General features: G+C 74.2%; 21 protein-coding genes. 10 read left to right on the forward strand and 11 right to left on the reverse strand.

The features are described from left to right. Window positions 1–3: 3 nt before the first annotated feature. The 4 genes from fliF to flgB all read right to left on the reverse strand — a co-directional run bounded on the left by fliF (window position 4) and on the right by flgB (window position 2887). On the reverse strand, window positions 4–1623 hold the full coding sequence (fliF, locus tag AB2L27_RS14940; protein ID WP_370442275.1) for a flagellar basal-body MS-ring/collar protein FliF: 1620 nt from the start codon (window positions 1621–1623) through the stop codon (window positions 4–6). Then, entirely contained in the window at window positions 1623–2072 is a 450-nt protein-coding gene (fliE, locus tag AB2L27_RS14945) for a flagellar hook-basal body complex protein FliE (RefSeq protein WP_370442276.1), read from the reverse strand. Before fliE ends, fliF begins: the two co-directional genes overlap by 1 nt. Before the next feature lie 5 nt (window positions 2073–2077). Continuing rightward, window positions 2078–2473: a flagellar basal body rod protein FlgC gene (gene flgC, locus AB2L27_RS14950; RefSeq protein WP_370442277.1), complete on the reverse strand. Its 396-nt coding sequence runs from the start codon at window positions 2471–2473 to the stop codon at window positions 2078–2080. 63 nt (window positions 2474–2536) lie between these two features. After that, a complete protein-coding gene (gene flgB / locus AB2L27_RS14955; protein WP_370442278.1) occupies window positions 2537–2887 on the reverse strand; it encodes a flagellar basal body rod protein FlgB in 351 nt (116 codons plus the stop codon). Between the two features lie 542 nt (window positions 2888–3429). On the opposite strand from flgB, the gene AB2L27_RS14960 reads away from it, so the two are divergent. Together AB2L27_RS14960 and AB2L27_RS14965 are read left to right on the forward strand one after the other, a co-directional pair. Beyond that, window positions 3430–5505: a hypothetical protein gene (locus tag AB2L27_RS14960; protein ID WP_370442279.1), complete on the forward strand. Its 2076-nt coding sequence runs from the start codon at window positions 3430–3432 to the stop codon at window positions 5503–5505. Next, the gene (locus AB2L27_RS14965; RefSeq protein ID WP_370442280.1) at window positions 5502–6080 is read left to right on the forward strand and encodes a hypothetical protein; all 579 of its coding nucleotides are present in this window, start codon (window positions 5502–5504) and stop codon (window positions 6078–6080) included. Before AB2L27_RS14960 ends, AB2L27_RS14965 begins: the two co-directional genes overlap by 4 nt. An 11-nt stretch (window positions 6081–6091) precedes the next feature. Here the strand turns inward: AB2L27_RS14965 and AB2L27_RS14970 are convergent, their stop codons facing one another. The 4 genes from AB2L27_RS14970 to AB2L27_RS14985 form a co-directional block, all read right to left on the reverse strand. Next, window positions 6092–6652 (reverse strand): hypothetical protein, encoded by a 561-nt coding sequence (locus AB2L27_RS14970; protein ID WP_370442281.1) that lies wholly within the window; start codon window positions 6650–6652, stop codon window positions 6092–6094. After that, window positions 6649–7704 (reverse strand): AAA family ATPase, encoded by a 1056-nt coding sequence (locus AB2L27_RS14975; protein WP_370442282.1) that lies wholly within the window; start codon window positions 7702–7704, stop codon window positions 6649–6651. The genes AB2L27_RS14970 and AB2L27_RS14975 overlap by 4 nt, the downstream gene beginning before the upstream one ends. A 131-nt stretch (window positions 7705–7835) precedes the next feature. Continuing rightward, on the reverse strand, window positions 7836–8765 hold the full coding sequence (locus AB2L27_RS14980) for a M56 family metallopeptidase (RefSeq protein WP_370442283.1): 930 nt from the start codon (window positions 8763–8765) through the stop codon (window positions 7836–7838). Window positions 8766–8807: 42 nt separating this feature from the next. Beyond that, on the reverse strand, window positions 8808–9197 hold the full coding sequence (locus tag AB2L27_RS14985) for a BlaI/MecI/CopY family transcriptional regulator (RefSeq protein WP_370442284.1): 390 nt from the start codon (window positions 9195–9197) through the stop codon (window positions 8808–8810). A gap of 119 nt (window positions 9198–9316) precedes the next feature. On the opposite strand from AB2L27_RS14985, the gene AB2L27_RS14990 reads away from it, so the two are divergent. From AB2L27_RS14990 to AB2L27_RS15010, 5 genes are all read left to right on the forward strand, one after another. Next, window positions 9317–10759, forward strand: a complete 1443-nt coding sequence (locus AB2L27_RS14990) for a cytochrome ubiquinol oxidase subunit I (protein WP_370442285.1) — start codon at window positions 9317–9319, stop codon at window positions 10757–10759. Between the two features lie 29 nt (window positions 10760–10788). Continuing rightward, window positions 10789–11844 carry a cytochrome d ubiquinol oxidase subunit II gene (cydB, locus tag AB2L27_RS14995; RefSeq protein WP_370442286.1) on the forward strand — a complete coding sequence of 352 codons (1056 nt, stop codon included), beginning with the start codon at window positions 10789–10791 and terminating at the stop codon, window positions 11842–11844. Then, window positions 11841–15323 carry a thiol reductant ABC exporter subunit CydD gene (gene cydD / locus AB2L27_RS15000; protein ID WP_370442287.1) on the forward strand — a complete coding sequence of 1161 codons (3483 nt, stop codon included), beginning with the start codon at window positions 11841–11843 and terminating at the stop codon, window positions 15321–15323. Before cydB ends, cydD begins: the two co-directional genes overlap by 4 nt. Before the next feature lie 103 nt (window positions 15324–15426). Then, a complete protein-coding gene (locus tag AB2L27_RS15005) occupies window positions 15427–16116 on the forward strand; it encodes a hypothetical protein (protein ID WP_370442288.1) in 690 nt (229 codons plus the stop codon). 17 nt (window positions 16117–16133) lie between these two features. Continuing rightward, window positions 16134–16826 (forward strand): M15 family metallopeptidase, encoded by a 693-nt coding sequence (locus tag AB2L27_RS15010; RefSeq protein WP_370442289.1) that lies wholly within the window; start codon window positions 16134–16136, stop codon window positions 16824–16826. A 4-nt stretch (window positions 16827–16830) separates the two neighbouring features. Here AB2L27_RS15010 and AB2L27_RS15015 read toward each other — a convergent pair whose 3' ends face one another. From AB2L27_RS15015 to AB2L27_RS15025, 3 genes are all read right to left on the reverse strand, one after another. Next, window positions 16831–17385: a Uma2 family endonuclease gene (locus tag AB2L27_RS15015; RefSeq protein WP_370442290.1), complete on the reverse strand. Its 555-nt coding sequence runs from the start codon at window positions 17383–17385 to the stop codon at window positions 16831–16833. A 58-nt stretch (window positions 17386–17443) separates the two neighbouring features. Then, on the reverse strand, window positions 17444–18622 hold the full coding sequence (locus AB2L27_RS15020; protein ID WP_370442291.1) for a Fic family protein: 1179 nt from the start codon (window positions 18620–18622) through the stop codon (window positions 17444–17446). Between the two features lie 147 nt (window positions 18623–18769). Next, window positions 18770–19330: a glycosyltransferase family protein gene (locus tag AB2L27_RS15025; RefSeq protein ID WP_370442292.1), complete on the reverse strand. Its 561-nt coding sequence runs from the start codon at window positions 19328–19330 to the stop codon at window positions 18770–18772. A gap of 195 nt (window positions 19331–19525) precedes the next feature. Between AB2L27_RS15025 and AB2L27_RS15030 the strand changes: the two genes are divergently transcribed. From AB2L27_RS15030 to AB2L27_RS15040, 3 genes are all read left to right on the forward strand, one after another. Beyond that, a complete protein-coding gene (locus AB2L27_RS15030) occupies window positions 19526–21673 on the forward strand; it encodes an EAL domain-containing protein (protein ID WP_370442293.1) in 2148 nt (715 codons plus the stop codon). Between the two features lie 411 nt (window positions 21674–22084). Continuing rightward, window positions 22085–23380, forward strand: coding sequence for a Fic family protein (locus AB2L27_RS15035; RefSeq protein WP_370442294.1), 1296 nt, complete (start codon window positions 22085–22087; stop codon window positions 23378–23380). A 92-nt stretch (window positions 23381–23472) separates the two neighbouring features. Beyond that, complete coding sequence (locus tag AB2L27_RS15040; protein WP_370442295.1) at window positions 23473–24669, forward strand: DUF6880 family protein; 1197 nt, start codon at window positions 23473–23475, stop codon at window positions 24667–24669. The last annotated feature ends 161 nt before the right edge of the window (window positions 24670–24830 follow it).

The following is a 24830-nucleotide window of genomic DNA, read 5'->3' on the forward strand; positions in this document are numbered from 1 at the left end:
GGCTCAGGACCTCCGATCGGCGAGCCAGCCGCGGAGCAGTTCCGCGACTTCCTCGGGCTGGCGGGAGACGAGTTCGACGACCTCGGTGCGGCGGGCGGCCGCGGCCTCCAGGGCCGGGTCCACCGGTGCTGCTTCGAGCGCCACCTGCTTCTCGACCGCGGGGGCGATCTCCTTGAGCCCGTCGGCCGGGGCGGTGATGTCCCCGAGCTGGAGGGGGTCGACGTCCAGGACGTCGACCGTCTCCACCTTGCGGCGGCGGAAGGCGACGAGGATCACGATGAGCATGATCAGGACGAGCAGGGCCAGGGCCCCGGTCTTGGCGTAGCCGATGAGGGCGTCCTGCTTCTCGGCCTTGCCGGCCTCGGCGAGCTGGGCGGCCGCGTCGGTGGCGGCGGTGTCGTCGAAGGCGGTCTTGACCACCGAGACGGTGTCGTTGCGGGTGGGGTCGATCCCGGCCGCCTGGTTGACGATCTGGGTGACCTGGTTGACGTCCGCGGCACCCGCCGCCCCCTTGGCGCCGGCGTTCAGCACGACCGAGACGGTCTGCTTGACGACCTTGCCGGGAGCCTGCTTGATGACCGTCTGCGTCTCGTCGATCGAGTTGTCGTTCGTCTCCGACGTCTTGGAGTACCCGCCGTTGCCGGTGCCCGTGCCGCCGGGGACGGCGATGTTGTCCGGGCCCAGGACGCCGGTGGCCGCACCGGTGCCGGTGGTGCCGTTGTAGACCTCGGTGGTCTTCGACTGCGCCAGCGGGTCGATCTTCTGCGGCTGGGTGTACGTCTTGGACTGGACGGTCTTGTCGTCGAAGTCCAGCGTCGCCTTGACGGTGGCCTTGACGTTGCCCTTGCCGTAGATGCTCTCCAAGTAGTCCTGCAGCTCCGAGGACGCGGCGGCGTTGTAGTCGCTCGTCTTCTCGTTCTGCGCGCTGGACCCGGTGCCGTCGGTGGACAGCGTGTTGCCCTTGTCGTCGACCACGGACACGTTCTTGGGGTCCATGCCCGGCACGCCGCCGGCGACGAGGTTGACGATCGCGGTGACGTTGTCGTTGGACAGCTGCGCCCCCGGCTTGAGCTTGACCAGCACCGAGGCGGTGACCGGGTCCTGCTCGTTGAGGAAGACGTCCTTCTGCGGGATGGCGAGGTTCACCACCGCCGAGTCCACCCCGGCGAGGGCTTCGATGGTCTTGCCCAGCTCCCGCTTGAGGTCCTGCTGGTAGGCCTGCTGCTGCACGAACTCCGAGGCGGTGACGCCCACGGTGCTCATGAGCGTGCCGGAGCTGGAGCTGGTCTCGGCGGGCAGCCCCGCGCCGGCCATCGCCAGGCGCTCGGCGTCGACCTGTTCGGCCGGCACCAGGATCGACTTCCCGCCGTCGGCGATCTCGTACTTCACGCCGTCGGCGGTCAGCTTCTCGGCGATCGCGCTGGCGTCGGTGCCGGAGAGGTTGGAGAACAGCGGCGCGTACGACGGCTTGGCGGCCCACTGCGAGAACAGGACCGCCCCGCCCAGGAGGGCGACGACGACCGCGATGACGACGGCCTTCTGACCGCTCGAAAACGTCCGGAAACCGGAGACGAAGTTCTTGGCGTTCTCGACGATCGCCGCGCTTCCCTTGGCCTTGGCCATCAGACCTGCATCCTCATGATCTCGTTGAAGGCGTCGACGGCCTTGTTGCGGATGGCGACGGTGAGCTGGGTGGCCAGCTGGGCCTCGTTGCTGGCGATCATGTAGTCGTGGACGTTGGTCAGGTCACCGGTGGCGGCCTTGACCGCGAGGTCGTCGGAGGTGGACTGCAGGCCCTGCAGCCTGTCCACTCCCCCGCCCAGGCCCTGGGCCAGCAGGGAGGCGAACTCCGTACCGGAGCTGCCGTCCACCGAGGTGGAGGGCCCGGTGCCCGCGATGCCGGCGACCGCGGCCGGGTTCACGACCCCGCCGTAACCGATGCCGCTGCCGCCACCGAGGCCGGTGGTCATCTGCAGGTTGTCGGTGTCGGCGATGCCCTGGCCGTACCCGGTGGCCAGCGTGCCCAGCGTGCTGGCGACGTCCCCGACGCCGCCGATGGATTCGATGCTCACGCCACTCACGCCTTCCCGAGCTGCAGGGCGGCCTGGTAGGCCTCCTTGGACCGGTCGATGACCGACAGGTTCGCCTGGTAGGCGCGCTGGGCCATGATCAGGCTCATCATCTGCGTGCTCATGTCGATGTCGGGGTACTTCACGTAACCCTGCTCGTCGGCCAGCGGGTGCGCCGGGTCGTACACGAGGCGGCCTTCGGCGCTGCCGGTGACGATGCCGGCGACCTGCGTGCCCTTGCCGTCGGCGGCCTCGGCGGCCACGACGTACTTGGCCTCGTAGGCGGGGTCGGCGGTGCGGACGGCGGTGTTGATGTTCGCCAGGTTGTCGCTGACGGCGTCCATCCACTTGCGGTTCACGGTGACGCCGGTGCCGGCGATGCCGATCGCGTCGAAGATGCTCATGCGTTCGCTCCGGATGTCAGGTCAGGGGACGGGGACCGGTGGACGGGACCAGGGGATCCGACGTCATTGGCTGCTCATCGCGGTGCGCAGCAACGAGTACTTGGAGTTCAGCGCGCTCAGGACCGTCTGGTAGCTGAGGTTCGTCGAGATGTTCGAGATCGACTCCTCGTCGAGGTTCACGTTGTTGCCGTCCTCGCGGGTCGGCTCCAGCGACTTGCGCGTCGTGATGTCCGAGCGCAGGGCCGCGGCGGGGTCCCCGGCGGCGACCGCGCCGGCCAGCGCGTCCTCGAACTGCACCTTGTTGGCCAGGTAGCCCTTGGTGTTGATGTTGGAGATGTTGTCGGCGATGGCCCGCTGCCGCGCCTGCAGACCGTTCAACGCGGTGTGCAGCGCGACGCTGGTGAGATCGGACACGGGGCCACCCTCCGGGTTCACGAACTAGGGGATCGAGCTGAGCGGTGAGGACCGGCGGGTCCTGGAGGCTCAGACACTCCTTCGGCCCTGCGGCCGCGCGTCTTGAGCCCGGACGGGGCACCGATCCCCACATCCCCCCGGGCTGCCCGGCGGCTGCCCGGTGCGGGTCCGGCGGCCCAGCGCCCGACGGGGCTGGACGAGGGCCGGACTGGGCCGGACGGACCAGCGCAGACCACCCGGACGGCGGTACCGCCACCGGGCCGGACACGGTCGGTGGCCCCGCGGGTCCCCGCGGGAGCACCGGGACATCTAGACACCTGCCCCCCATCGGCGCAGTCCCGCCCGGCCGGGGCCGGACCCGGCGACCGACCCCGGCGAGCGGACCTGGCCTCGCCGGCCGGTCACGGTGCGTTCAGGCGCTGCGCCGGACGGGTGACGCACGTCCGGCGCCTCCAGCCGCTCAAGCTCGCGGCCGCACGTGCCGAGGAAGAGCCCAGCCCCACCCAGCCCGCCCCCGCCCCGAGGACAGGAACCCCCACTCCATGGACAGCGCAGAACGTCCCACCGACGCGCCCGCCGCGGGTCCGGCGGAACTGGCCCTCCTGGCCGAGGAGGCCGAGCAGCTCACCGCCACCGAACCCTCCACGCACCGCGCGCAGGTGCTCGGGCAGCTCGCGAGCGCCGTGCGCACCGAGGCCGGCGGCGGCGACGGCCGGCTGGGCCGCTGGGCCGACGCGGACCTGTTCGACGTCCTGGACGTCGACGCCGCGGTCGCCCCGGTCGAGCTGCGCCGCAGCGTCCTGCGCTCGGGTTCGCTGCGCACCATCCTCGTCTTCGCCCCCGTCATGGTCACCTGGGTCGGTCTGCTGTTCGCCGGCCGCGCCTACGGTCAGATGTCCAAGGCCGGGGAGGCCGGCGACGGGGAGTCCTTCCTGCAGCTGTGGCTCGACGGGTTCGGCGGGCGAACCTTCTTCTCCCTGGACCGCGTCGCGGAGTTCGCCGTCGTGCTCATCGCCGCGGCCATCGCGGTGGCCGTGGCCACCGACCGGCGCCAGCGCGCCGACGAGCTGAGCGCCGCGCACGCCGATGAGTCCCACCGCCAGCTCCTGCGCGGCTTCGCCGCCCGCGCCACCCTCGTCCTGGCCCCGCACCGCAGCAACGCCGCCGAGCAGCTCGGCGCCCACTTCGAGCGCGGCCTGACCGAGCTGGGCCGCCTGGTGGCCGAGACGATCCGCCTGCACGCCGACACCAGCGAGCTGGTCGCCACCGTGCGCTCCTCGGCCCAGCACGCCATCACCGCCGCCGAGGCCGCCAACACCGGCGGCGCGGACGTGGCCCGCGCGGCCACCGAGCTCGGCGCCGCCGTCACGCAGGCCGTCGCCACCCACGGCGCGCTGATCGCCGCCGACCGCGAGCAGCACACCGCCACCCTGGCCGACTCCACCCGCACCCTGACCGAGCACCTGGAGCAGGTCCGCGCCGGCACCGCCGAGGCGCTGCGCGAGGGCCTGCAGGGCCGCGACCGGGTCCTGTCCGCCGTCGAGGGCGTCTCGGCCGCCGTGGAGGCCCTGAGCACCCAGACCCGCGAGTCGATCACCGAGCTGTCCTCCTCGGCGCAGACGATGAGCAAGCACAGCGCCGACTTCGGCGAGGCCGTCACCGGTCACGTCGCGGCGCTGTCCACCACGGCCCGGGAGTCGGTGGAGACGATGCACGCCACCGTCGTGGACAGCGTCCAGCAGGTCACCCGGATGACCGGGGAGGCCTTCAGCGAGCACGTCGCCGCCTCCGCCGAGCACGCCGCCGCCACCATGGAGACGCTGCGCCGCGACGTGGAGCGCACGTCCGGGGCCGCCGAGTCCGCCCTGGGCACCGCGACGCGGGTCCTGGCCACGGCCGCCGAGGCCGCCGAGCGTCGCACCCGCCACGAGGAGCGCCTGGCTGACCTGCTCACCACCCAGAACGAGGTCCTGGACTCCTGGCGGGGCATCGAGAACCGCCTCGTGGAGGCCGCCCACGACATGCGCTCGGTGCCGCGCTGGCTGGAGAAGGTCCAGCACGAGCACGCCGACGCGACCGGCCGGGCGCTGCGCAGCATCGGCTCCACGCTGCGCGAGGACGTCTCGGCGGCGGTGACCCAGACCCTGGCCATGGCCGGGGAGGACCACGTGCGGCAGGTCAACCGCGCCTACCGCGACGCCAGCCGCACCCTGACCCAGGACCTCACCCAGACCCTGAGCCAGTCCCTGAACTCCGAGCTCGGTTCGGTCGTCGACGGCGTCATGGACCAGCTCACCCACCAGGTCGAGGCCCTGCCCGAGCGGATCGCCCTGGCCTCGGCCCGCCAGCAGCAGCAGCACCAGCAGCAGCGGCCCGCGGTGCCCGCCCGCCGGCCGGCGCCGCGCCCCGAACCCCGGGTCGAGGTCCGCCCCGAGGTCCGATCCGAAGTCCGGTCCGAGGTCCGTCCCGAGCCCCGGCTGGAGCCCCGTCCCGAACCGGTCGTGCGGCGCGCGGCCCGTCCCGAGCCCGAGCCCGAGGTCGAGGAGCAGTTCGTCGCCGTCGCCCCGCGCACCCTGCAGGACCTCGCGGCCCGCCGCTACGCGCGGGTGGGCCAGTGAGGCGCCCGGCCCTGCGGCCCTCGGCCCGCCTGCAGCGCACCGAGAACGGCACCGTCGGCCTGGCCGGCTGGGTCTTCGCCGACGCCCTGCTGGCCCTGACCATCATCGGCCTGGCCGCCGGCGGGGCCGTGCACGCCGGGGCCGACCCCGCGCCCGTGGCCGCCGCGGTCAGCACCCTCGCCCCGGCCCCCACCCCCACCGTCACGGTCACCGCACCGGCCCCGGACCCGGCCCCGGCCCCGGCCCCCTCGATGCCCGCCGGCGTCGCCCAGGCCCCCGTCGTGCTGGAACTGGTCGTGGACGGCACGAACGACGAGACGATCCGCACCTCGGTCGCCGCCGCCGTCGGGGACCTGGCCGCCCAGGGCCGGCGGGCCGCCTTCGTCCTGACCTTCGGCACCGCCGGGGACCCCGGCGCCGGGACGGCCCTGGCCCGCCGGGTCAACGCCCAGCTCGACGTCGCCGCCCCCGGGGTCTTCGCCGGGTCGGCCAAGCGCGACTTCTGGCGGGCGGTCAACGCCCAGTCCCCGCGCGCGGGGATCGTCCAGCTGGAGCTGTACCTGATCCAGCAGTGAGACGGCCGCACTCACCTGTCCCGGTGGCGGGAGCGGGTCGTCGGGTCTCGCCGGGCCGTCCACTCAACACCCCCGACCAGCAAGGTGCCGGTCACCACGGGACGGTCCAGGCGCAAGGATCTCGTGGCGCGTCTGAGCTGCTGTTGCAACGGGACGAGCACCGCCCGCACCTGCTTCTCTCCCCGGCCCCCGTCGGGGATCTCGACGTGCAGTGCGAGACGCACGCGCCGGGCACCGGCGCAGCGTCTCGCGAACTCGGTGGCCGGGCTGTCGGCGGTCGCTCGTTGCAGGGCGAAGAGCAGCGCCATGGTCCCGACCGCTTTCTGCCCCACCGTGCGCACGAGGTCAGGTGGCGGTACCGCGCCCGGGTAGGTGTAGTCCTTCATCTCGATCAGCCACAGCGTGTCGTGGTCCAACGCCACGACGTCGCATCCCTGCACCCCGAGGGCTCCTGCCGCCTCGTGGTAGACGGGCCACTCATCGAAGATCGAGACGATCCAGTCCGTCGGGAACCGGAAGAGGGTCCCGTCGACGTCGAACTCTGCCCCTCCGGGCTCGGACACCCCGCTCACCAAGCGAGGTAGCGGTTCGCCTGAGCCGCCTCTGCCTCGAGCGCGGCCAGATGGGGCAGATCGTCCAGGTTCTCGCTCGTGGCAGCGATCACCTCGGCGGCCGCCGACTCTTGGCCCGGTTCCCGGTGCCGGCTCAGGCCGATGTAGCGAGACGAGAAGTCGGCCTCGCGCATCTGCAGTTCTCGCAGGAGGAACATGCTGTGCGTGGCCACGAAGATCTGCGAACCACTACGCACCAGTTCGATCAGGGCGTCGGCGACGGCGCGCTGGGAAGCAGGGTTCAAGTTCGCCTCCGGCTCGTCCCAGAAGAGATAACCACCCTCCAGCAGCACCCCGTTGGAGATGAGCCTGACGATCATGGCGAGCTTCCGGTGCCCCTCGGCGAGCAGCGGTGCCTCGAGGATCCCGATCCCTGGTTGCTTGAGGTAGAACTGCCCAGGGTCGTCCCCCTCCACCACTGTCCCCCCCTGCAAGAGGTCGGTGAAGAGGTCGAGGACGGCTCTGGCCTGCTCCTGTCGCCGCCCCCGGAGCGCGGGGCGCAGCATGAGTGCGGTGGTGTCTCGCCACGTCTCCTCGAAGCCCGTCTCGTAGGCGTCGTAGAGCCCGAGGAACTGGGCTGCGTGCGACATGAGCTCGTGCGACGGCAGGAAGACCGGCTCATCGGCCAGCTCCCGGTTCGGGATTCGACTGACCACGACCTCGCGTTTGGCGTGCGAGGAGAAGGTGAACTGCAGCGGGTCCGCGATCCCCGAGTACTTGATCTCGATGCGGGCCCCGCCTCGCCCTCGAACGCGGCGGGTCAATCGTCCGAGAGTCACGGGACGGAAAGCGCCGTTCAACTTGGACGCGATCGACGGGTTCAGGTCCTTCCTGGTCAGCGCTTCGGCGTCTTTGAGCGACTTCGTGCACGAGTAGAGGAGTTTGAGGAGCTGCGACTTCCCCGTGGCGTTGTCCCCCACGATGACGTTGAGCCCGGGGGCCAGGTCGATGTCGACGTCACCGAAGGGACCGAACGACGTCACCTTGACCCGCGCGATGGAGTGCTCTGCCATGGCTGCACCCTAGAGGCCCACGATCGCGACGCCGATCACCGACATCGGGGCGACGGGCCTGGCCCTGCGTCGTCCAGACCTGGAGCCCGGGGGTGCTCGCCGGCGACCGGGGAGTCAGTGCAACCGGCGGCTCAGTGCGCCAGCGCGCGGTAGCTGGCCTGCAGCCAGGGCACGGCGATGGCCAGCGTGGGCCCGCCGAGGACGACGGCGGCCGCGGCGTAGGTGAGGGCGGACAACCCCCGCCGCGGCGGGCGCGCGGCCAGCCGCCGGACGCGGGCCAGGGCGGCGGAGCCGACGGGCATCTCCTGCCCGGGGTCACCGGACCCGGCCAGCGCCACCAGGGCCCGGGCCAGGGGCTGCGTGCCGGCCCGCCGGCGCGCGGCGTCGTCGGCGAGCATCTCCACCAGCAGGCGCACCGAGTCCAGCGCGGCCTGGCTGGACACCACGCGCGGGAAGGCGGCGTGCAGGGCGGTGAACCCCTCCAGGACCAGGTCGTGGCGGGCGCGCAGGTGGGCGCGCTCGTGGGCCAGGACGGCCCGCACCTCCTCGGGGGTCAGGGAGGCGAGCATGGCGTCGGAGACCACGACGCGGGAGCGGACGCCGGGCACGCAGTAGGCGACCCGACCCGGTCCGGCCAGGACCCGCACCCCCGTCCCGGACAGCAGGGCGGCGTTCACCTGGGACAAGGACTCGTTGCGGTGCAACAGGTCCACCAGGTCCCGGTGCCGGTTGCGGCGGCGGCGGGTGCGGACGCCGACGAAGGTGGCCACCACCCAGAACCGGACGGTGACCACGGCCACCAGCGCCGAGCCCAGGCCGATGAGGGTCGTCTGCACGGGCCCGTGCCGTTCCAGGAAGGGGAAGCCCGGCTCCTCGGTGACCAGCAGCGACAGCGAGGCCAGACCGGCGCCCAGGGTGGCCAGGACCGCGCCCAGGGCGATGGCCTGCCAGAGCACCAGGGCCGCGCGCGGGACCTGCCAGGTCCAGCGGGCCCGCGCCAGCAGCGCCGGGACGGGACCGGCCAGGAGCAGCGCCAGTGCTGCGAACCAGACGGCTGTCACGGTCCGAACCTACGACGTCCGGGGCCGGGGCGTGTCCACGGCTCAGGCCGGGGAGGTCGAGTTCCCCCGGTCGGGGGCCACGGCGTCCAGGGCCTCGCGCAGCGCGGCGGCCTCGGCGGGTGAGACGCCCCCGATGAAGTGCACGAGCGCGGCCTGGCGGTCGTCGACGCTCGGGACGCCGCCGAGGGCGTCGAGCATGAGCTCGGCGACCATCTGCTCGCGGGAGGCGACGGGGGTGTAGCGGAAGGCGCGCCCCTCGCGCTCCTGGCGCACGACGTGCTTCTTGGCCAGGCGGTCCAGGACGGTCATGACCGTCGTGTAGGCGATCTTGCGGTGCGCGGCGAGCTGCTCGTGGACCTCGCGCACGGTCAGCGGCTCACCGGCCGCCCACAGGCGGTCCATCACGTCGCGTTCGAGTTCCCCCAGGGCCACGAACGGATGTTACGTCAACCACACCGGCGAACGCGAGTCGTCGTACTACCCGTGCCAGTACTACAGTTGGTCGTAGTACGACAGGACGTCGTAGGAGGTGCCGCAGGAAGGCGGAGGACGTGACGATCGAGGACCTCACCCGGGTGCAGTTCGCGGTGACGACGCTCTACCACTACCTCTTCGTCCCCCTGTCGATCAGCCTGGCCCTGTTCACCGCGGTGCTGCAGACGGCGCACCTGCGCCGCACCCGCCGCGGGGGTGACGACACGTACGGGCGCCTTTCCCTGCTCGTCGGCAAGCTGCTCATGACGACCTTCGCCGTCGGCGTGGTCACCGGCCTGGTCCAGGAGTTCCAGTTCGGCCTGTCGTGGAGCTCCTTCGCCCGGTTCTACGGCGACGTCTTCGGCCCCACCCTGGCCGTGGAGGGGATGCTCGCGTTCTTCCTGGAGGCCACGTTCCTGGGCCTGTGGTGGTTCGGGCGCGACCGGCTGCCGGCCCTGGTGCACCTGGCGACCATCTGGATCGTCGCGGTCGGCACCGCGATCAGCGCCTTCGTCATCCTCGCGGCGAACTCCTTCATGCAGAACCCCGTCGCCTACACCATCGACGACGAGACCGGCCGGGCCCGCCTGGGCGACTTCTCCGACCTGCTGCTCAACGAGGTGAACCTCGCCGCGTTCCCGCACACCTACGCCGGGGCCGTCATGGCCGGGGGCGCCCTCGTCATGGCCGTCGGCGTGTGGCACCTGCTGCGCGGTCGGTACGCCGAGGACACCGCCGAGTTCGCGGCCTTCCGCACCCTGTCGCGGTTCGGCGCCTGGGCCACCCTGGCCGGCGGCGGGTTCGTCGCGGTCAGCGGCGACGTGCTGGGCAAGGTCATCACCCAGGTGCAGCCGATGAAGATGGCCGCCGCGGAGGCGCTGTACCGCACCACGACCGGCGCGCCGTTCTCGATCTTCTCCTACGCCCCCCTGGGCAGCGACCGGCCGACCTTCTCCCTGGAGGTCCCCGGGTTCCTGTCCTTCCTGGCCAAGGGGTCGTTCTCGGCGCAGGTGCTGGGGATCAAGGACCTGCAGGACGCCTACGCCGCCCGGTTCGGCCCCGGCGACTACGTGCCGCAGATCCCCGTGGCGTTCTGGAGCTTCCGCCTGATGATCGGGGTGGGCATGTTCGCCGTGCTCGTCGCCGCCGCCCACCTGTGGGTGAGCCGGAAGTCCCGTCCCCTGCGCCCGGACCACCGCCTGGCCCAGGGCCTGCTGTGGTCGGTCGGGCTGCTGCCGCTGCTGCCGCTGGCCGCGAACTCCTTCGGCTGGATCTTCACCGAGACCGCCCGCCAGCCGTGGCTGGTGTTCGGGTTGTTCCAGACCGCCGACGGGGTCTCCCCCGGCCTGACCTTCGCCGAGGTCGCCACCTCCCTGGCCGCGTTCACCGCCGTCTACGGCGCCCTGGCGGTCGTCTGGGTCAAGCTCGCGGTCCGGCTGGTGCACAAGGGGCTGCCCGAACTGCCCGCCCCCGCACCGGCCGCCGCCACCGCCGACGACGAGTTCGTCACCTCCTACTGACCACCCGCTGAGTCCGGAAGGGACACCAGATGGACCTGCCCGTCCTGTGGTTCGGGATCACCGTCCTGGCCTGGGTGCTGTTCTTCGTCCTGGAGGGTTTCGACTTCGGCGTCGGGTTCCTCGGCCCGGTGCTGGGACGGACCGAGGCCGAGCGCGGCGCCGCCGTGCGCACCGTCGGCCCCGTCTGGGACGGCAACGAGGTGTGGCTGGTGGCCGCCATCGGCGTCACCTTCGCCGCCTTCCCCGACTGGTACGCGGCCCTGCTCTCGGGCCTGTACCTGCCGATGATCGTGCTGCTGCTCCTGCTCGCCGTGCGCGGGGTGGCCATCGAGTTCCGCGGCAAGCACGACACCGCCCGCTGGCGCAACCGCTGCGACGGCGCCCTGGCCATCAGCTCGGTGCTGCTGGCCGGCACCTGGGGCGCCGTGCTCGGCGTCCTGGTCTCCGGCCTGGCCCTGTCCCCCGGCGGTGAGGTCCTCGGGAGCGGCTGGGCGGGCGGGCTGGGCCGGTCCCTGGACCCGCTGCTGGGGCCGTGGGCCGTCCTCGGCGGGTTCACCGGCGTCCTGCTGACCACGGTGCACGGGGCGACGTTCCTGGCCCTGCGCACCACCGGTGTCCTGCGCCGGCGGGCCCGCCGGCTGACGGTGGCCACCGCCCCGGCCCTGCTCGTGGTCGCCCTGGCCCTGTTCATCGCCGCCGGGCACGCCGTGGTCGCCGCCGCGGCCGCCCTGCTGGGCCTGGCCGCCGTCGCCGCCTGGCGCCGGGCCGAGGTGCTGGCCTTCGCCGCCACGACCGTGGCCGTGGCCGGTAGCGTCGTGGCGGTGTTCACCGCCCACCTGTCCACCGGCGCGGGCACCGGCGCCTGGGTCCTGCTGCGCAGCACCCTCACCCCGGCCGGGGACGTGACCCTGGGGGCGGCCGCGGCCTTCCCGGGGGCCCTGCACCTCATCACCGTCGCCGGGATCGTCGTCCTGCCCGGCGTGTTCGCCTACCAGGCGTGGTCGTACTGGGTGTTCCGCCGCCGGGTGGCCAGCGGCCCCGAGCCCGTCGGGCGCCCCGCCGCGGTGGGCCGGACCGCCCGGTGAGCACCACCCCCGCCCCCACCCCCGATCCGGCCGCCCCCCGGCGCCCGCGCGGACCGGTCGACCCCCGCCTGCTGCGGCACGCCCGCCCCGCCCGGGCCGGCATCGCGGCGATCGGGGTGGTCGAGGCCGCCGGCGCCGGGGCCCTGGTCCTGCAGGCCGTGGCCCTGGCCGACGTCGTGGTGTCCCTGTGGCAGCGCACGGACCCGACCGCGGGGCTGCGGCTGCTGCTGGTCGCCGTCGCCGTCCGCGTCCTCACCTCCTGGGCCGCGACCCGGCTGGCCCAGCGGACCGCGAGCGCCGTGCGCGAGGACCTGCGCCTGCGGGTGCTGGAGCGGGCGGTGCGCCTGGGCCCGGCGTGGTCCGAGCGCTTCGGGCGCGGGCGGCTGGCGGCGCTGCTGACCCAGGGGCTGCCGTCGCTGGACGGCTGGTTCACCCGGTACCTGCCCGCCCTCGTGCCGGGGGTGCTGCTGCCGCCGGTGGTGCTGCTGCTGCTGGCCCTGACCGACCTGGAGTCGGCGGTCACGGTGCTGCTGACGCTGCCGCTGGTGCCGGTGTTCGCGGTGCTGCTGGGCCGGGCGACCCAGGCGCGGGCGGACCGGCAGTGGCGCACGCAGCGGACGCTGGCCGCGCACTTCCTGGACACCGTGCGGGGGCTGCCGACGCTGCGCGCGCACCGCCGGGCCCAGCGGCAGGTGGCCGCCGTCGCCGCGGCCACGGACGCCCACCGGCGCGCGACGCTGGCGGTGCTGCGGGTGGCGTTCCTGTCCTCCACCGCCCTGGACCTGGTGGGGACCCTGTCGGTGGGTCTGGTGGCGGTGACGGCGGGGATGCGGCTGGCGGGCGGGAGCCTGGACCTGCACACCGCGGTCCTGGTGATCCTGCTGGCCCCGGAGGCCTACCGGCCGGTGCGGGAGGTCGGGGCCCGCTTCCACGACACCGCCGAGGCGACCGCCGTGGTCGACGACGTCGACGCGGTCCTCACCGCCCCGCTGCCGCAGCGCCCGACCGGGTCAGGGGCCGGGTCCGGGGCCGCCGGGGTGCACCTGCGCGGGGTGGGGGTGCACCGCGCGGACGGCACCGCCGTGGTCGCCGGGGTGGACCTGGACGTCGCCCCCGGGGAGCTGCACGCCCTGGCCGGGCCCAGCGGCGCCGGGAAGACGACGGTGGCGCGGGTGGCCGCCGGGGTCCTGGTCCCGGACGCCGGCTCCGTCGAGCACGACCCGGCCGCGGTGGCGCACCTGCCGCAGCGGCCGGAGTTCGCCCACGCCGTGACGGTCGCCGACGCGGTGCGCGCCGGGCGCGAGGCCACCGACGCCGACGTCCGGGACGCCCTGGCCGCCGCCGCGGCGGCCGACCTGGACCCCGCGACCCCGCTGGGGGAGCACGCGGCCGGGCTCTCGGCCGGGCAGCGGCAGCGGGTCGCGCTGGCCCGCACGCTGCTCTCGGCCCACCTGGGGGCGCGGACGCTGGTGCTGGACGAGCCCACCGCCCACCTGGACCCGGCCGCCGAGGCGGCCGTCGTGGCCACGCTGGCGGCGCTGGCCCACACCGACGGCCTGGCCGTCCTCGTCGTGGCGCACCGGCCCGCGCTGCTGGCCGCCGCCGACCGCACCACGACCCTGACCCGTCCCCCCGCCCCGGCACCGGCACCGGCACCGGCACCCACGCCCGGTCCCGCACCCGCTCCCGCCCCCGTGCCCGCCGGGGCCGGGGTCCGCACCGACGTCGTCCCGGCGGCCCCCGCCGGGCGGGGCCGGTGGGCGGGGGCGCCGGCGGTGGCGACGGGGGTGGCGGCGGTCCTGGCGGGGCTGACGCTCACGGCCGCCGCGACGTGGCTGCTGGTGACGGCCGCCGACCGGCCCCCGGTCCTGACGCTGTCGGTGGCGGCCGTGGTGGTGCGGGCCAGCGCCACCGCCCGGCCCCTGCTGGTCTACCTGGAACGGCTGCTCAGCCACGACAACGCGTTCGCCCGGCTCGCGCGCTGGCGCAGCGACGTCGTGGCCGCGCTGGTCCCCCGGTTGCCGGGGCCGTTGTCGCGCAAGCGGTCCGGCCGGGCCGGTGAACTGCTCGTCCAGCTCGCCGACGACGTCGACGCCCGCGTGGACGGCGTGCTGCGGGCCCGGCACCCCGCGACGGTGACCCTCGTGGCGGTCCTGCTCGCCCTGGCCGCGCTGGGCCTCCTGCACCCGGTGCTGGCCCTGGCGGTGCTGCCCGGTCTGCTCCTGGCGGCGCTCGCCGCCCCGGCGCTGGCCGGCGCCGCCGAACGCCGCGACGGCACCGCGGCGGGTTCCTACCGCGGCGGGGCCGGGGCGCTGAGCGCGGCGACCGTGGAGGTGCTGGACGCCGTCGAGGACCTGCAGCGGCTGCCCGCGCGACCGACGCTGGACACCGTGCGCGAGCGGCAGTCGGCGCTGGGGGCGGCCGAACGCCGCCGCGCCCGGGCCGCCGCGGGCACCGCCGCGCTGACCGCCGCCGGGGCCGGGCTCGTGGCCCTGGGCGCCGCGGCCGTCGCCGGGCCGCTGGTGGGCTCTCCCGCCGGGGCCGGGGCCGTGGCAGGCGCGCCGCCGGTGGCCTGGGTCGCGGCGGCGGTGCTGGCCGGGGTGGTCCTGGCCGACGCGACCCGCGCCCTGCCCGACGCGGCCCGCGCCGCCGTGCGCGCCCGCCGCGCCCGCGAGCGGGAGACCGCCCTGCTGGCCACGCCCGTGCCCGCCGCCGAACCGGCCGTCCCGGCGCCGCTGCCGGCCCCGACCACGACGGTCCTGCGGTTGCGGGGACTGGTCGCCGACTGGGACGGCTCGGCCGCCTCCCCGTGCCTGGACGGGGTGGACCTGGACCTGGCCGCCGGGGAGGTCGTCGCCGTGCGCGGGCGCTCGGGGTCGGGCAAGTCGACGCTGGCCGCGGTGCTGCAGCGCTTCCTGGACCCGGCCGGCGGGGTCGTCCTGCTCGACGGCGTGGACACCCGCACCCTGGCCGGTGACGACGTCCGCTCGGTCGTGGGCCGGGTCGGTGACGACGAGCACGTCTTCGCCACCTCGGTGCGGCAGAACCTGCTGCTGGCCGCGCCGGGCAGCACCGACGCGGACCTGCTGGCCGTCCTGGACCGGGTCCGCCTCGGCGGGTGGCTGCGGGCGCTGCCCCGCGGACTGGACTCCCCCGTCGGTGACGGCGGGGCGCCCCTGTCCGGCGGGGAGCGGCGCCGGCTGGCGATGGCCCGGGCCCTGCTGGCCGACGTGCGCGTGCTGGTCCTGGACGAGCCGTCTGAGGGGCTGGACGAGGAGACCGGGCGGCAGTTGGTGGCCGACCTGCTCCAGGCCCGGTCCGGGCGCGCGGTCCTGCTGCTGGCCCACCGCGAGGAGGGCGTGGACCGGGCCGACCGGGTGCTGGACCTGCACGCGGGGAAACTGTCCCCTGCGCCGGAACTCACCCGTTCAGCCCACCGTCGTGGGTTCACCGCCGGTTCAGCCGTGGTTAACCTGTGACCCCGCCCACCGCCCGGCCCTCCGGCACCGGGCTCGACCGGGGGTTCTCACGATGCTCGAAGTCACCGTCCGACCACGCCACCTGTTCCTCACCCTGCTGGGTGTGATCGCCGCCCTGTCGGCCATCAGCTACGCCTTCCTGCTGGTGACGGTGGGTCTCGGCGTCGAGGCCGGCCCCGTCGTCTCGGCGCGCAAGTTCTTCGACGTCAACGCCGAGACGAACTTGCCGTCGTGGTTCTCGGCCGTACTGCTCACCGTCACCGGCCTGGTGACGTTCGACGTCGGCCGCCGCGCGCACGTGCAGGGCCGGCGCTGGAGCCGGCACTGGATGGTCCTGGGCCTGGGGTTCTGCTACCTGTCCCTGGACGAGCTCGTCGGGCTGCACGAGAAGCTCGTCGAGCCGATGACGGCCGTCGTCGGCGACTCCGGGGTGTTCAAGTACGCGTGGGTCGCCGCGGCGCTGCCCGCCGTGACGGTCGTGGCCCTGTTCTACGTGCGGTTCCTGCTGGCCCTGCCCCGGCGCGCTGCGGCCCTGGCCCTGCTCGGCGGCGTCCTGTACGTCGGCGGTTCGGTCGGCCTGGAGATGGTGGCGAACGCGTTGTCCGACAGCGGGATCAGCGAAGAGGGCCTGCTGCTGGGGACGATGCAGGCGGTCGAGGAGGCCTGCGAGATGGTCGGCCCGGCGCTGTTCCTGTCCGTGGTGGCCGGTCTGTCCCAGCGGTCCCGAACCCTCGACGCGACCTCGTCGGCGTCCCCGGCGTCCTCCTCGGCGTCCGCGGTTCCCTCCGCCTGAGGTTGTAACGTGCGGTGATGAGCCGCCTCCGCACCGTCGTTGTCGCCGTCGTCGCGCTCGTTCCGCTGCTGGCCGCGTGCGCGGAACCCACCGCCCCGGGGGCGGCGGAGGTGGACCAGCGGGCGCGCGCGGTGCGGACACCGCTGGCCCCGTCCTTCACCTCCAGCGTCGCGCCCGTGACGGCTGCGGAACTGTCCGCGTCCTGGCGCCCCGGGTGCCCCGTCCCGCCCGAGCGGCTGCGCACCGTGACGGTCTCGTTCGTCGACTTCGCCGGGGCACCCTCGACCGGGCGGCTCGTCGTGCACGCCGACGTCGCCGATGCCGTGGTGGCGGTGTTCGCCCGGTTGTACTCCCAGCGGTTCCCGATCGCGCGGATGGAACCGGTGGAGGCGTTCGGCGGCTCCGACGACGCCTCGATGGCCGCGGACAACACCTCGGCGTTCAACTGCCGCTCCACCACCGGCGGCACCGGGTTCTCCGAGCACTCCTACGGCACCGCGATCGACCTGAACCCGGTCGAGAACCCCTACGTCAAGGGCACGACCGTCCTGCCCGCCGCGGGCCGGACGTTCGTCGAACGCCGTCCCGGCCGCGGTGTCGTCCTGGCCGGCGACCCCGTCGTGCAGGCCTTCGCCGACCACGGGTTCTCCTGGGGCGGGGACTGGACGTCGCTGAAGGACTACCAGCACTTCTCCGTCTCGGGCGACTGAACCGTCAGCCCAGAAGATCCGCCACGTCGACGCCGACCGTCGCGATCCCCAGGTCCAGGTCGGCGACGGCGCCGCGGCCGTGGACGGCGGTGGGGGCGTACAGGCCCTCGACGATCGCGTACGTCGTCAGCGTCTGCGCGCGCGGGTCGACGATCCAGTAGTGCGGCAGACCGGCCTCGGCGTACTTGGCCATCTTCCGGATGAGGTCGTCGCCACGGTTGGAGGACAGGACTTCGACCACCAGCGCCGGAGTGCCGGTGAAGCGGCCGTCGTCCCCGGCGCGTGCGGTGGCGACGTCGTAGACCATGACGTCGGGGATGAACTCATCCCGCCCGGGTTTCCACCCCCAGGACGGGATGACGCGGTGCGTCGCCGGGAGGACCGCCCCGATCGCGAACGCCAGGTCCAGGACGATGCCCTGGTGCTGCCGGTCGGGCGTCGGGCTCACGGCCAGACGCCCATCGATGTACTCGACCCTCGTGTCCTCCGGGAGGCTCAGGTACTCCTCCCAGGTGAGGGACCTCCCCACGGTGGGTGATGTGGACGGCGGCTCGGTCACGGGACACCTCCTCCGGGTCGGGGTCAGCCTAGCCGCGCGGCCGGGGCGCACGACCGGGTCAGCTCCGCCGGCCGGCGCGGCGGGCGAACTCGTCGAGGGCGCTGATGACCTCCGGCGCCTGCCAGCGACGGCCCAGGCGGCGGCCGGAGAACTCCACGACGATCCCGGCGTCGGTGAGCGTGGCCAGCGCCTCGGCCGCGTTGACCGGTGAGACCCCGACCTCGCGGGCGACCGTGTCGACGTCGAGGACGGGCTGGCGGAACAGCAGGTCCAGGACCGACCAGGCCGCGGCCCCCTCCCGGGCCCGCACGAGCGAGCGCCACCGCTCCCGCACGTCGAGGAGGTCGGCCAGCAGGTCCCGGCCGTGCTCGACCGCGTGCTCGGCGGCCGCCACGAAGCGTCGGACGATCGGTTCCACGTCACCGGCCCGGTAGGCGGTGAGCGCGTCGACGTACCGGTTCCCGTCGCGCAGCAGCCCCGCCGAGACCGGGACGACGGTGTGCCGCACGAGGCCGCGCCGGCGCAGCAGGACGTGGACGAGGGCCCGGCCGGTGCGGCCGTTGCCGTCGACGAAGGGGTGCACGGTCTCGAACTGGGCGTGGACGAGAGCCGCGTGGACCAGGGTCGGGACGTCCTGCCGGGCGGCGAAGGCCACGAGGTCCTCGACCGCGGCGGGAACGGCCTCGTGGTGCGGGGGGACGAACTCAGCCTGGTGCGGTCCGTACCCGCTGCCCCCGATCCAGACCTGCTCGCGCCGCCACCGGCCGGCCGGGCCGGGGGTGGAGTCGGGGGCGGACTCGGCGAGCAGGTCGTGGTGCATCGCCCGCACGGCCTCGCCGTCCAGCTCCCCGGTCGTGATGGCCCGCTCCACGGCCCGCACGTTCCCCAGCACCAGGCCGGCGCCACGCGTCGCGTCCTGGGCGTCGATGGCCGCCACGGCCAGGGCCCTGGCCCCGGAGGTGATGTTCTCGATCTGGGAACTGGACGCGGACTCCGACCGGAGCAGCAGCGCCGAGAACGGCACGGGGGTCCCCTCGCTCTCCGCGTCGAAGCGGGCGACGAGCCCGGCCGCCCTCTCGGCGTCTGCCAGGAGCGCCAGCGGCAGCACCGGTTCGAGGTGGGCGATCGGCGGCAGGACGGCGGCGCGGTAGACGCCCGTGTGGGACTCGCGCACGCGGCGGGAGACGAGGTCCGCGGGGATGCGCGACGTCCAGGTGCGGTCCTCGTCGCCGACCACCACCCAACCGTCCATCACCACGCACGGATCTCACCAACGGATGTCATGACATCCGTTGTCAGTGTCGCCGTTCACGAACGCTTCGGGGACTGATCACCTGCTGCGGCTGTGCGGGACCGGAACCGCAACGGGCCGGCCCGATTCTGGTCAGACCCGGTCGAACACCCCGCGCTGGCGCGGCAGGCGCGCGGTGGTGGCCACCGGCTGGCGCACGGTGAGCAACGCGCTGGGCACCTCCGGCAGCTCACCGCACGCGGCGGCGCCCGGGTCGGCACCCGGAGCGGTCGTGCGCAGCAGCCGCGCCGAGCGGTGCGTGCCGCGGACCACGTCGTCGACGCGCACCGACATCGCCGGGACGTCGGTGGCCCGCTGCAGCAGGTCGCGCAGCTCCTGCGCGGCGGCGGTGACCCGCTCGCCGGCCAGGACGCACAGCGCCCAGTCGGCGCCGACGTGGGCCAGGGCGGCCTGCTGGGCCCGGTCGCGGTCCACGGCCCAGGCCCCGGAGACGACGGTGACCGCCGGGTGCAGCGTGGCCGCGAACGCCGCGCTGCCGGGGGCCAGGTGGTCGGCGGTGTCGTAGACGACGACCTCGTCGGCCACGTCGGCCAGCTCGCGCAGGTCCTGCGCCAGGGCGGGGGCCAGGGCCCCGGTGTCCGCGGCGCCCTGCAGCACGAGGCAGGCGGCGAGCGTGGTGCGGGTCGTGGCCATGACGTCTCCTGGGGGCTGAGGGTTCTCGTCGGTCTCGTGCGAGCGTGCGTCGCGCTCTCCCCCACCATCGGCCGCCACGCCCGCAGTGTTTCGTCGGTCACAATCCTGTTACACAGCGTTGACATCGCGGGAGCGTTCCTCCACGCGGTGGACCAACGCTCAAGCACCCCGACAGGAGACCCGATCCTCGTGCACGTGTCCCGTCCCACCCCCGGCCCCGTGGTCGACTTCGTCGCCGTGGCGCACCGCGCCCTGCGCGACCTGTCCCAGCGCGCCGGCCTGGGCAGCTGGTGGATCGGGCGCACCGAGGGTCCGGACCAGGTGCTGCTGGCCGTCGTCGACCCCGTCCTGGGTCTGGCCGTGGGCGACGCGCTGCCGTGGGCGGACACGCACTGCCGCCGCGTCGTGGAGCAGGACGCGCACCCGGTGGCCCTGGGCCTGCCGCGGTGGCCGGACTCCCTGGCCGCCCGCGTCGGCGCGCGCGCCGACACCGCCGTCGACGTCATCTCCGTCCCCCTGACCGCCCCGGACGGGCGGGTGCTGGCCACGTTGTGCGGGGTGGGGACCGGGGATGGGACGCGGCTGCCGGAGCTGCTGGACAGCATCCGGGTCCAGGGTGACCTGCTCGGGGCCCTGCTGGCCGCCGAGCTGGAACTGGCCGACCGGACCCGCGCGGCCGCCCGCGCGGACCTGGCCGGGCGGGCCGACGAGGTCACCGGCGTGGCGACGGCGCAGTCCTGGCAGGAAGGGCTGGCGCAGGAGGAGGCGCACGCCGCCCGGCACGCCGTCCCCGTCTCCCTGGTCCTGCTGCAGGTGCTGGGGCTGGGCCAGGTCAACACCGAGCTGGGGATGCCCGCCGGCGACGCCCTGCTGCACCGCGCGGCCACCGCCATCGGGGCCCGGCTGCGCGAGGGCGACCTGCTGGCCCGCACCGGCCCGGACCGGTTCGGCCTGCTGCTGCCCGGGACCGGGGACGGCGGGGCCGCGGCCCTCACCGAGCGGTTGCGCACCGCCCTGGCCGCCGAGGGGGTGACCGTGCGCACCGGCCGGGCCACGCGCTCGCACACCACCACGCTGTTCGCGGCCTGGTCGGCCGCCGAGGACCGCCTGGCCACTGACACCCCGACGAGCCCGGGACGGACGGGCGTCGGGCAGACGGGCGGCGGGCGGGCGGGCCTCGCGCGCCCCCCGGCTCCCCGGCCCGCCGGCGGCAGCGCCCTGGACGCCCTGCTGGACCTGGCCCGCCGCCAGGTCGGCGCCGACATCGCCTTCATCACCACGGTCGAGGGCGAACGCCGCGTCATCCGCAACGTGGCCTGCCCCGAGGTCGTCCCCGTCGCCCCGGGGATGCCCGTGGTCCGCGGCGACGGCCTGTGCGACCGGGTCCTGGCCACCGGGGAGGCGTTCGTCGTGCCCGACCTCGCCGTGACGCACGCGACGTCCACCGTGCACCGGCAGGGCCTGCGGACCTACGTGGGGGTCCCGCTGCGCCGGCGCGACGGGTCGCTGTACGGGACGTTGTGCGCCCTCTCGCGCGAGGCCGACCCGGACCTGCGTCCCCGCGACGCCGACGTGCTGGAGGCCGTGGCCGGCGCCGTCATGGAACTCGTCGAGGAGGAGGACGGGGCCCGCCGGGTGCGGCGGGCCCGGCTGGCCCGGCTCGCCGACCTCGACGCCACCGGCGGCCCGGCCGTCGTCTACCAGCCCGTCGTGGACCTCGCCTCCGGCGCCACCGTCGGCGCCGAGGCCCTCAGCCGCTTCCCGGCCGGGACCCCGGCCCCGGACCGCTGGTTCGCCGACGCCACCGAGGTCGGCGCCGGGCAGGACCTGGAACTGGCCGCCCTGGACAACGCCGTGCGCGGCCTGCCGCACCTGCCCGGTTTCCTGGCCCTGAACGTCTCCCCCGCGACCATCACGACCCCGGCGTTCCTGCGCCGCCTGGGGTCCCTGCCGCCCGAACGCATCGTGGTGGAGATCACCGAGCACTCCGCCGTCGCCGACTACGCCACCCTGCTGCGCACACTGGAACCGTTGCGCCGCAACGGTCTGCGCATCGCGGTGGACGACACCGGCGCGGGGTACGCCTCCCTGTCGCACGTGCTGGCGGTGCTGCCGGACTTCATCAAGCTCGACATCTCCCTCGTGCGCAGCATCGACGCCGACACCTCCCGCCGCGCCCTGACCGCCGGCCTGGTGACGTTCGCGCAGGCCACCGGCGCGGGCATCATCGCCGAGGGGATCGAGACCGCCGCCGAACTCGCGGTGCTGCGCGACCTCGGGGTGGGGTTGGGGCAGGGGTACCACCTGGCGCGGCCGGCGCCGTTGCGGATCACGGCGGCCTGAACGCAACTCCCACGGCGCTCCTGACCCGCGGCTGGAGCCTTCGGCGGCTGCCGCGCCCGGTGGCGGTGGGCAGGACCCACCGACGGGGAGCACCGCTGAGGACACTGACAGCCTCGGAGAGCGGGGTCCGAACGCCTTCCGCGTCAGGAGCCGGAGCATCCAGGATCCGGCACCGCTCATCGGGACTGACCCACCCGATCCGCCGATCCAGCGTCGCTGCCGCCGCCGGACCGTTCGCCGGACTCGCACTGAGGCCCTCGGAGTTCCTCCGGCACGAGGTGCGGGTCGTCGCCCCGAGCGCTCCCCGCCGTCCTCATCCCTTCATGTCCGAATCCCTTCATGTCCGATCCTCATACGGGAGGATGAAGTCTTATCCTTGTAGATCCTGGTGCGATGCGAAAGGATGACCGGATGGCCGACTGGTCGAACGCGCACTGGGAGGGCCAGCCCGACGCCGCCTCGCGCGTCGGACGCCGCGGTGGCCCCTATCGCACCTACACCCCCGACTCACTCACGCGCCGCCCCCTGGTCCTGCCCCCGGACGTGGATGCTCTGGCCGCCCGCACCGAAGCCAGCGTTCGTCAGCTCGTCGACCACCCGGGCTCACGCGGTCTCGAAGGACTCTCACGCTTCCTGCTGCGCTCCGAAGCGATCGCCTCCTCCCGCATCGAGGGCTTGGAGGTCTCCCCCCAGCAGGTCGGGATCGCCGAACTCCTGGCCGCCGAGGGGCTGCACCGCAAAGCATCGGCCACAGCCAGGCGCGTCGCGGCCAACATCACCGCCGTCCAGCGAGCCGCCACGAGCGTGGCGGGGATGGACGCCATCGACCTCGCCGCGATCGACGACGTCCAGCGCACCCTGCTCGAGGGCGAGCCGACGATGCACGGGGTGCGCACGACGCAGAACTGGATCGGGGGCAACGGGTACAACCCCGTCGGGGCTGACTTCGTGCCCCCCGCGCCGCACCTGGTCCCCGATCTCATGAGCGACCTCGTCGCCTACCTCAACGGCGGTACGCACGCACCTCTGGTCCAGGCCGGCATCGCGCACGCGCAGTTCGAGACGATCCATCCTTTCCCCGACGGCAACGGCCGCGTCGGACGCGCGGTGATCCACGCCGTCCTGGTGCGCCGGGGCCTGACCAGGACGGCCGTGCTGCCCATCAGCCAGGTGCTGTTCACCCGCTCCCAGGAATACGTCGCAGCACTGACTGCCTACCGCTACGACGGTGCACCCGACAGCGCCGAGGCATCCGGAGGCGTGGCGCAGTGGCTGCGCACGTTCTTGACCGCCACCGGCATCGCGGTCCAGCAAGCAGCGACCTTCGCGGCCGAACTCGACGACCTCCGTCAGGACTGGAGCGCGGCGCTGGCGGCCAGCCGCACCTCCAAGGACCTGCGCCCGCAGCCTCGGGCCGGCTCCGCGACCGCCCGGCTCCTGCTGGGCCTCCAGGAGACGCCGGTGCTCACGACTCGGACCGTGATCGAGAACTACGGGGCCTCAGCACCCGCAGCCAAGGACGCCCTGGACGAACTCACCGACGCGGGCGTCCTGACCCGCAGGAAGTACGACCAGAAGACGAACTTCTACCTGGCCATGGACGTGTTCGAGCTGATCACCAACGCCGAACGTCAGCTCGCCAGCACGCAGTGGGACACCGCTCAGCAGCGCCCCAGCCGAGCGACGCCTCACCGCGTGCGCACCTGATCACCCCCGACGGGGATCGACGACGAGCGCCACCGGCCTTCACGCCGGGACGTGCCAGAACCGCGTCTGCGGTCGTCGGGGAGGATGTGACCGTGAGCGAGCTGTCCCGCACCGTCCTGTCCGGCATCCGCACCCGGGCCGACCTGCACCGCTGGGCGAGCGCGAACGCGCACGGCCGGCAGATGCACGAGGCCGTGGACCAGCTCGAGCGGGCCCTGTCCAGCCTGGCCCCGGACGAGGCGTGGGACGTCACCCACCGCGCCCTGGACGCCGCGGTGAAGGTCATCGCCCACGCCGACGACTCCAGCGGGATCATCGGGGACGCCTGCCGCCGGCTGCTGGACCTGCACCCGCGCGCCGCCCGCGCCGCGCAGGTCCCGCCCGCGACGCTGGTGCCGTGGATGGTGCGGTTCCAGTTCGACGGGGTCGTGGACTTCTTCGACCTCGACCCGGTCGCCTACGCCCCCGCCCTGGGCGCAGCGGGCCTCGCCCGGTACCGCCGGGAACTGGACCGGTTCCGGGCCGGGACTGGAGGTTCGCACACCGAGTGGGTCCTGGCGTGGAACGACCGGCGCCTGGCCGTGCTGGATCGGGACGTGGAGGCAATCGTGCGCACCCACGCCCGCGACCAGCGCGTCGCGAAGTGGCTGCAGGACACCTCCGAGGCGATGGTGGAGATCGGCCGCATCGACCTCGCCCTGGACTGGGCCCGGCGGGCCGTCGACCACGAACCCCGTCACCAGGCGCTGCGCGCGGCCGACCATCTGCGGAAACTGGTGGCCGAGCACCGGCCGCAGGAGGCGCTGGCCACCGCCGAGTTCGTGTTCCGCCGCTGGCCCACCGCGAGCACCGCCGCGGATCTCGTCCGCGCCGCTGGGACGGCGGGCGACACGTACCGCGAGGAGATCCTCACCACCCTGGGCCGTGACCCGCAGGGCACGGTGGACTTCTGCCTCACCACACTGAGGGAGCCTGCACTGGCGTGGCGGCTGGCCGCCGGGTTCGACCACCTCGACGAGTTCACCTGGTCCCGGCTGGCCGCCGCCCACGAGGCCGTCGACCCCCTCGCCACCCTGCCGGTGCACCGGCGCCTGGTCACCGACTCGCTCGTGCGGGCCGACGCCCGCGCCTACCGGCAGGCCGCCGTGCGGCTGGCGAGGATGCGGGACCTCGCGGCCGGGACACCCGCCGCCGGGGACGTGGAGGAGTTCGTCGCCGAACTGCGTCACGAGCACCGGCGGCGGCCGCGGTTGCAGCAGGAGTTCGACCGGGTGGGACTACCCCGCTGAACCGTGGCACAGGTGCGGTTCAGAGACTATTTCAGGCTCTCCTGACTGATGTGTGAGCCTTCAGCGGCCCCCGCGACCCGGTAGTGGCGGACAGAACCCACCCAGCGCCAGCATCGCCAACCCCACCAACGGCGCCGCCGAATGGAACCCGAACGCCACCC

Source organism: Kineococcus halophytocola (assembly GCF_041276425.1).
GTDB classification, from domain to species: Bacteria; Actinomycetota; Actinomycetes; order Actinomycetales; family Kineococcaceae; genus Kineococcus; species Kineococcus halophytocola.